General features: G+C 35.7%; 5 protein-coding genes and 1 pseudogene. 2 read left to right on the top strand and 4 right to left on the bottom strand.

The features are described from left to right. A pseudogene (locus ACEYOS_RS01385) lies at positions 1-414 on the top strand (F0F1 ATP synthase subunit beta); the annotation flags it as partial. 93 nt (positions 415-507) lie between these two features. Continuing rightward, positions 508-789 carry a F0F1 ATP synthase subunit epsilon gene (locus tag ACEYOS_RS01380; protein ID WP_373708520.1) on the top strand — a complete coding sequence of 94 codons (282 nt, stop codon included), beginning with the start codon at positions 508-510 and terminating at the stop codon, positions 787-789. 136 nt (positions 790-925) lie between these two features. Here the strand turns inward: ACEYOS_RS01380 and ACEYOS_RS01375 are convergent, their stop codons facing one another. From ACEYOS_RS01375 to ACEYOS_RS01360, 4 genes are all read right to left on the bottom strand, one after another. Next, positions 926-1,681, bottom strand: coding sequence for a hypothetical protein (locus ACEYOS_RS01375; protein ID WP_373708519.1), 756 nt, complete (start codon positions 1,679-1,681; stop codon positions 926-928). A gap of 107 nt (positions 1,682-1,788) precedes the next feature. Next, positions 1,789-3,981, bottom strand: a complete 2,193-nt coding sequence (locus tag ACEYOS_RS01370; protein WP_373708518.1) for a radical SAM protein — start codon at positions 3,979-3,981, stop codon at positions 1,789-1,791. Positions 3,982-4,096: 115 nt separating this feature from the next. Beyond that, complete coding sequence (gene rnk, locus ACEYOS_RS01365) at positions 4,097-4,507, bottom strand: nucleoside diphosphate kinase regulator (protein WP_373708517.1); 411 nt, start codon at positions 4,505-4,507, stop codon at positions 4,097-4,099. Between the two features lie 73 nt (positions 4,508-4,580). Beyond that, a partial coding sequence (locus ACEYOS_RS01360) for an aminotransferase class I/II-fold pyridoxal phosphate-dependent enzyme (protein ID WP_373797478.1) occupies positions 4,581-5,830 on the bottom strand: 1,250 nt, incomplete at its 5' end.

Genomic DNA, 5,830 nt, shown 5'->3' with positions numbered 1-5,830 from the left:
TTAGGAATTTATCCAGCAGTAGATCCATTGGCTTCTACTTCTAGAATCTTAACTTCTGAGATCTTAGGTGACGAACATTACGACTGTGCTCAAAGAGTAAAAGAAATTCTTCAAAAATACAAAGCGTTACAGGATATCATCGCGATTCTAGGAATGGAAGAGCTTTCTGAAGAAGATAAATTATCAGTTTACCGTGCTCGGAAAGTGCAGAGATTCTTATCTCAACCTTTCCACGTTGCAGAACAGTTTACAGGATTAAAAGGAGTATTGGTTGATATTAAAGACACCATCAAAGGATTTAACATGATCATCGACGGTGAGTTGGATCATTTACCTGAAGCTGCTTTTAACCTTAAAGGGACTATCGAAGAAGCAATCGAAGCAGGTGAAAAAATGTTAGCGGAAAACGCATAAAATACGACTACAGACGAATAGATAATAGACAATAGACCATTTAAACAGTCAAATCTATTATCTTTTCGTCTTTTATCTATTATCTATAAAAAAATGAATATTAAAATTTTAACTCCGGAGTTTGTAGTTTTTGAAGGTGAAGTGAAATCTGTTTTGCTTCCTGGAAAAAGTGGAGAATTCCATATCATGAAAGATCACGCCGCTATTGTTACCTCATTAAACGGAGGGAAAATAAAAGTGTTCACGAATGAAATAGAGGAGAAATACAGTCAGCATTTCATCAAAGAAAATGAAAAAGAAAGTGTTTTTTCTTTTACAATGAAAAGTGGAGTGGTAGAATTCAGTAATAACAAAGGAATTATTCTAGCAGAATAAAACTCTTTTACATTAATATAAATCCCGTCTTAGTTATAAGGCGGGATTTTTTTGTTTATAAACTTTGCAGTTTGAGAGAGGTTTGTTTAAGTTTACTTTTAATAAAGCGATAATTACAACTGAAAATATTCTCTGTTCAACTCTGAATCTTTTCTTTTCTATGAGCGATAATAATTAGCACAACCATAATTATAATCGAAATAATCGAAGCGTTGAGTGTACCTAAATCCAGGCCACCTTTCGCAATTGGCTTGGTTAAAAAGTCACCAAAGGTGGCACCAAACGGACGTGTAAAAACGAAGGCTATCCAAAATAAAAGTATATGATTGATCTTGGTGTAAGAATGCAAGAGCACGACGACAACAATCACCGCCAAAGTGATCAAAGCGCCCATCAGATAACTTAATCCTAAACCGTCGTTAAGGTAGTCGCCAAAAGCAGTTCCCAGACTGTTTGAGAAAAGAACAGCGACCCAGAAAAAGGTTTCTTTTTGCGTTTCGAAAATAGGATAGACTTCCAGGTTTCCATATTTTTTGTACCAGAGATATAGTGTTAACAGAAGGAAAGCAACTAAAACCAGACTTCCCAAGGCATAACCTAAGTGCAAACTTCGATCAATAAAATCAGAGATTTCTGTGCCTAAAGTGGTTGTTCCGATGATCACTAACCAGAAAAAAGCAGGAACATATTTTTTGGAAGAAAGCTGTAGAAGAAGTGTTAGAAGGAAAAATACTAAGGTAATACCGATTCCGACCAAATATCCTAAGTTTAAAGTCTGGGCAATAAAATCACCTAAAGTTTCGCCCATCGTCGTCGCTACAATTTTCATCAACCAAAAAAGCAGAGTGATTTTGGCTATTTTATTCAAAGACAGATCTTCCGCTACATTCATAGTCGTTTATTTAAATCTGAATAGTTGGATTTTGCTCCAGTATTTCTTTAGTAAAAATAAACTTTTTTAAGACTGAGTCGGTTTAAATTTGAAAAAATATTTTGATCCTATAAACTCAAAATAACACCGTTCTCTTTCAATTGTTGAATCGGTTTTGAAAACCAGAATATTTCAAAATCTTCGAACGTTTCTTCAAACTCAGTTTTAAGCTGTTGAAGCGTAATTTTCTTTGAATTGGCTGTCGAGTTTTCCGCGAAGATTTTCATTAACCAACGCGCTTGATCTGTTTCTAATTCAATTTTGACAATATTGCTTTTAAGGTGAAAGGTCAATCGCGTATATTGAAAAGCGCCCGCTCTTGTTTTTTTGACAAAATTCTCGACGTTCGCATTTTTATCCAGAAAAATTAATTTGGAATTTCCTTTAAAAACAAAATTTTCTTCTTCCAAAAGACAATCATGAATATAATCAGGATGAATAGTTGTTTTCGGAATTTTGAAATCGAACCAGTCTTTTAAAGGAAGATCGAAATTAATTCCGTGCATGAAATTGAATAAAGATTTTTTTAAGCCAAAACTAAACTTGCTGTGATCAATGCCGGTTTCGTCGGTAAAATCGATATCATTGTGTGCAAAAAGTATTTCTTTTTTGAGAGGTTTTACGCCGAATTCTTCCGGATTATTTCCGATAGGTGAGTGGGCAGTCATCGCAAACTGATGCCAGAAACCACTTTGCACGATTCCCATTTCAAAAAGCTGACGAACCATTTCTAAAGAATCCACCGTTTCCTGAACCGTCATAGTCGGGAATCCATACATCAAATAAGAATGAACCATCACGCCGGCTTCGGTAAAATTCCGGGTTACTTTAGCGACCTGATCTACAGAAACTCCTTTGTCAATTAATTTTAATAAACGATCGCTCGCAACTTCTAATCCACCGGAAACGGCTACCAAACCGGAAGTCTTTAATAAAAAACATAAATCTTTACTAAAGCTTTTTTCAAATCTAATATTCGTCCACCAAGTAACGACGAGATTTCGCCTTAAGATTTCCAACGCAACTTCTCGCATCAAAGCTGGTGGCGCTGCTTCATCTACAAAATGAAAACCTGATTCGCCCGTTTGTGCAATCAATTCTTCCATGCGATCCACTAAAATTTTAGCGGAAATAGGTTCGTAGAGTTTTACGTAATCGAGAGAAATATCACAGAATGTACATTTTCCCCAATAGCAACCGTGCGCCATTGTGAGTTTATTCCAACGTCCATCGCTCCATAAACTGTGCATCGGATTGGCAATTTCAATTACAGAAATATATTGGTCTAATAGTAAATCGGTATAATCAGGTGTTCCTATAAATGCCTGTTTGTAATCTGATCTTGTCGTATTATTTTTATAAGTGACTTGTTGATTTTCTACGATAAAAGTTCTTTTGAATTCACCTTCTGAAATCTCTTTTCCTGAAATCACATTCTCAAAAACCAATTCAATCGGTAATTCGCCGTCATCTAAAGTGATATAATCAAAAAATTCAAAAACGCGTGGATCCTTTAATTCTCGTAATTCAGTATTTGGAAAACCGCCTCCCATCACAATTTTGAGTCCGGGATAATTGGCTTTGATAAATTGTGCAGATCTGAATGCGGAGTATAAATTCCCAGGAAAAGGAACAGAAAAACAAACGAGTTTTGGCTGAACAAAATCTAATTTCTCCTTTAATAACTTTAAAGTAAATTCATCCGTAAAAGTTAGAGGAGCATTTAATTTTAAATACAATTCATCAAAGGAATTGGCACTTTGCCCAATCCGCTCCGCATATCTGCTAAACCCAAAATCAGCATCGATATTTTCTACAATATAATCTGAAATATCTTCTAAATATAAAGTCGCAAGATGTTTGGCTTTATCCTGCAAACCCATATTTCCGAACGCAAATTCCATATCATCCAACTGATTAAAACGGGAAGCTTCCGGCAAGAAATTCATGCTACAAATTTGTCTTGCTAAAGTTGGATTATGATTTTGAAGAAAGAGAATAACCTGATCGATAGTCTTGATGTATTCCTCTCTCAAAGCAAAAATTCGCTTTGAGTTTTCAGAAGTAATTTCATTAATATTAGCTGCAAATACCTTTTCAATTCCACTTTTTGAAAATAATTCCAGGATCACTTCAATCCCCAAATCAACCTGATAACTTGAAATGTTTTTAGTGTTCAAAAAACCTTTTATGTAAGCGGTCGCCGGATAAGGAGTGTTGAGTTGGGTAAAAGGTGGAGTGATGAGAAGCAGATCTTTCAAGGAATTTTCTTTTTGCAAATTTATTTTAAATCTTTGGAATTTATACCATTGAGTTTATTTTAAAAAAACCGTCAGATTATTCTAACGGTTTTGTAGTTGTTTATTTTAACGGCCATTACAAATCAAAATCCCCAGCAGATTCGGGTTGATAAATTACTTCATCAATGACAATTTTAGTCATTCCGGAAGGAATTAACCAATCGATCTCGTCACCAACGCTGTAACCAATCAAAGCAGATGCAACGGAGGAAAAAATAGAAATCTTGCGTTCCTTAATATTAGCATCAGCTGGATAAACCAATTGAAATTCCATTGTCGTCTTATTATTCTGAAAGTGAATTTTCACAATTGAATTCATCGTGACAACATCGCCATCAACTTGATCCTGTTCGACAATTTTTGCAGATTTTAATTCGGCGAGCAGTTTCTCGGCTTCTTCCGGTTTAATGCTGTTCTTAGCTTTAGCATCAGTAATCGATCGGTGGATTTTATTAAAATCCTGTTTGGTTATAATAACTTGGCTCATGGTATTAATAAGTGTAAAATAAAAGACCGTCTGAATTTTTCAAACGGTCTATATAATTATAAATCTGAAAAATTTACGAGTTCTTAAATTGAAGGTTTTTCTCCTCCAACAATTTTTGCTCCTGCTCTTTATAAAAGCCTGAAACTAATTTTTCATGAATTGCTTCGAATGCAGCAAGCGTCTCATTAATTTCTGAATCGGTGTGAGAAGCTGTCGGAATTAATCTCAATAAGATCATTCCTTTTGGAATTACCGGATAGATTACTACCGACGTGAAAATTCCAAAGTTCTCTCTTAGATCTCTTGAAAGTAGGGTAGCTTCTACGGTAGAACCCTGCATCATTACAGGAGTTACACAAGTGTCCGATCCGCCTAAGTTGAATCCTCTTTCGATCAATCCACTCTGAAGTTTGCGTACGTTTTCCCAAAGTTTTTCTTTAATCTCTGGTCTTGTACGTAATAATTCTAATCTTTTTAAACCTCCGATAACCATTGGCATTGTTAAAGATTTCGCGAAAACCTGTGAACGTAAATTATATTTTAAGATTCTGATAATGTCTTTATCTGCGGCGATGAACGCTCCAAAACCTGCCATTGACTTTGCAAAAGTAGAGAAGTAAACATCAACCTGGTCTTGACAACCTTGTTCTTCACCAGCTCCAGCACCAGTTTTACCTAGTGTTCCGAAACCATGAGCATCGTCAAGAAGAAGTCGGAAATTAAATTTAGACTTAAGGTCACAAATCTCTTTTACCTTTCCTTGCATTCCGCGCATTCCGAAAACTCCTTCGGTAATCACCAGAATACCACCACCTTGCTCTTCTGCAACTTTGGTTGCTCTGACAAGATTTTTTTCTAAACTTGCAATATCATTATGCTTATAGGTAAAACTTTTACCCATGTGAAGACGAACTCCATCAACGATACAAGCATGAGAATCTGAATCATACACTATAACATCATGTCTGCCCACTAAAGCATCGATGGTAGAAACCATTCCCTGATATCCGAAATTTAAAAGGTAAGCTGAATCTTTCTTTACGAATTCTGCCAATTCTCTTTCTAATTGCTGATGCTGCTCTGTTTCACCAGACATTGCTCTTGCTCCCATTGGGTAGAACATTCCGTATTCTGCTGCAGCTTTTGCATCTGCTTCTAAAACTTCTGGATGGTTACAAAGACCTAAATAATCATTAGCACTCCAAAAAATCACCTCTCTACCTTGAAATCTCATTCTTGGACCGATAGGACCTTCTAGTTTAGGAAAAACAAAATAACCTTCAGCATAATCTGCAAATTTTCCTAATGGTCCTGGGTTTTCTC

Origin of the sequence: Kaistella sp. (assembly GCF_041824135.1) — a bacterium.
Lineage (GTDB): Bacteria > Bacteroidota > Bacteroidia > Flavobacteriales > Weeksellaceae > Kaistella.
The sequence above is the reverse complement of the archived record's forward strand: the minus strand, read 5'-3'. Positions and strand labels throughout refer to the sequence as shown.

Bases quoted from the DNA above. Each gene is read 5' to 3' on its own strand.
- ACEYOS_RS01375 (WP_373708519.1), bottom strand. From the start codon at position 1,681: ATGAATGTAGCGGAAGATCTGTCTTTGAATAAAATAGCCAAAATCACT.
- ACEYOS_RS01380 (WP_373708520.1), top strand. From the start codon at position 508: ATGAATATTAAAATTTTAACTCCGGAGTTTGTAGTTTTTGAAGGTGAA.
- rnk (WP_373708517.1), bottom strand. From the start codon at position 4,507: ATGAGCCAAGTTATTATAACCAAACAGGATTTTAATAAAATCCACCGA.